Annotated in this window: 4 protein-coding genes; all 4 read left to right on the top strand. The window is 37.0% G+C overall.

Annotated elements, in window-relative coordinates:
• Positions 1-433: 433 nt before the first annotated feature.
• The gene (locus ACFU9E_RS35420) at positions 434-601 is read left to right on the top strand and encodes a helix-turn-helix domain-containing protein (protein WP_326194937.1); all 168 of its coding nucleotides are present in this window, start codon (positions 434-436) and stop codon (positions 599-601) included.
• Between the two features lie 20 nt (positions 602-621).
• The gene (locus tag ACFU9E_RS35415; RefSeq protein WP_326194938.1) at positions 622-1,089 is read left to right on the top strand and encodes a hypothetical protein; all 468 of its coding nucleotides are present in this window, start codon (positions 622-624) and stop codon (positions 1,087-1,089) included.
• Positions 1,090-1,156: 67 nt separating this feature from the next.
• Positions 1,157-1,393, top strand: coding sequence for a hypothetical protein (locus ACFU9E_RS35410; RefSeq protein ID WP_376912105.1), 237 nt, complete (start codon positions 1,157-1,159; stop codon positions 1,391-1,393).
• A 53-nt stretch (positions 1,394-1,446) separates the two neighbouring features.
• On the top strand, positions 1,447-1,967 hold a 521-nt coding region (locus ACFU9E_RS35405), incomplete at its 3' end, for a hypothetical protein (protein ID WP_380715693.1).

Raw genomic sequence — 1,967 nt, 5'->3', positions numbered from 1 at the left:
GCTTGTATTTCGTATCTAATTTCATATTAATAATATCTAATATTTCTAGATTTGGCATAAATTATTCATCTCCTTTAATGGAGAGAGTATATACACACTTATTTTAGTTTGTCAATAATAACCTGTTATAAACATTTATACTCAGTGCGAACATAAGAGATAGGACATTTCTATCCCTGATACCCAGTTATTTCATATATAATAGGACTTTACATTCAGGAACATGTGTTCTATTATTGGTACAGAAATATTTTCTTCTCCTACCAATATGTCGCATAATGTCGAATCCTTCCTGAAAAAATTCTGAAGAAATTTGTAAAAAGGGGTAGACATGATATATCCCTTGATGGTAAGATAAGGTCATCAAAGGGAACATAAAGGAATCTGAAGCCCTTTAAAGGAAGTGATACATATGTAGAGGGAGGTACGCTTTTTGTCTAGTGAAGAGGTTTTAACAGTTAAACAGGTAGCCGAGATATTAAAAATATCTGAAAAAACGGCTCGCAAAATGCTGAACAACGGAGAAATTAAAGGTTTCAAAGTCGGTCGAGAATGGCGCGTGTCAGCTGAAAAATTCAATGAATACTTAAAACAAAATTAATTCTTTGGGGGAATTTTAAAATGACAAACACTATTAAAAACACTGAAAACACTACTGACGTATTGGCAACTGAGGACATTGCAACAGCATCACCAAGTATTTTTGAACAAGGTACACAACAAATGTTTTCAACTATCCAGGCAACGGACAGAAAGAGCAGCATCAAACTTTACAACGCGGTAAGCAACGCTGAACACTCTCTATCAGACCATATCGGAGAAGTAATTGAAATTACAGACATGGTCGCCCATGCGGTTGAATTAGAGGATGAAGTCACGAAAGAGACAATTCAGGCAATGCGCGTTGTTCTTTTAACAGCAGACGGACAAGGCTATCACAGTGTATCTCAGGGCGTAGCAAGCTCCCTACAACGTATCATTGGGATTGTAGGGCAAGGTCCTTGGACGGACGAGCCATTAAAAGTTGTTCCAAAAGAAGTTAAAACCCGCCGCGGCTTTAAAACATTGACACTTGCGCTTGTGGACTAATTAAATAGTCGCTCCGATCGGGGCGGCTTTTCTTATATTAAATTACTATATACGGAGGTTGCTAGACTTGGATAAAAACGTAATGATTTTCGACAACGGAGAACGCCGCACAGAGATTAAAGAGGATAGAGTGGAGAATATGTATTGTTTCGCTCAAAAGCTTGATGACGATACACAACAGATTATTAGTTTCACTCGTTCAGAAATGCTTGCAATAGTCTCCTATTTTCATGCTGAAGCACAAGACGAACTGTCACGCGGTTCTGTTCGCTATATTCCGACACAAAAAGCAGAAGCCATTTAAATATTAAATTGACAGGGAAATTCGTTTCCCTGTGACTTTTGTGTTTAAAGGGGGTGTCACTGATTGGGAAGAAAAAGCGGCTGAAGAAGAAACAGCAGAAAAAACAAAATATAGCTGCCTTGAAAAAAGTCGGAATTACTGACAAAAAGGTTATAAAGGAATTAAAAAATAAACCTGCCACAGTAAATAAAATTGTTAAGAAAAAGAGTCGTAGTTTAATTGCAAATGAACGATCTGAATTAATTAAACGGTTAGGATTTAAAGTCTCCGAACATTCCGCAAAAAGGTATTGGAGCGAATCACGATTTAATGAATGGTATAACAAAGAATTAAATAAGCGGGCGAAGGCTGAAGAAAGAAAAAGAAAAGCGGCTGAAAGAAAAGCCCGACAAGCTACTGAACCCTATTTAATGATTTACTGGAAAGAAAAAACCGACACAATGATGGATGCAAATGTGATAGAGGACTTAAAACGGTCTTACAGACATGTGAGCGTTGATTATCTTATCGAATCTATAAGAGGTTTTTTAGGTGCTAAACTTCCCGCTGAAATAGGAACAATAAGTATGCATGT

Source organism: Kitasatospora sp. NPDC057595 (assembly GCF_042800875.1).
In the GTDB taxonomy this organism is placed as follows: Bacteria; Actinomycetota; Actinomycetes; order Streptomycetales; family Streptomycetaceae; genus Kitasatospora.
The sequence above is the reverse complement of the archived record's forward strand: the minus strand, read 5'-3'. Positions and strand labels throughout refer to the sequence as shown.

What these genes read in the sequence shown, in the direction of transcription:
- ACFU9E_RS35415 (WP_326194938.1), top strand. Translation starts at nt 622, where the DNA reads ATGACAAACACTATTAAAAACACTGAAAACACTACTGACGTATTGGCA.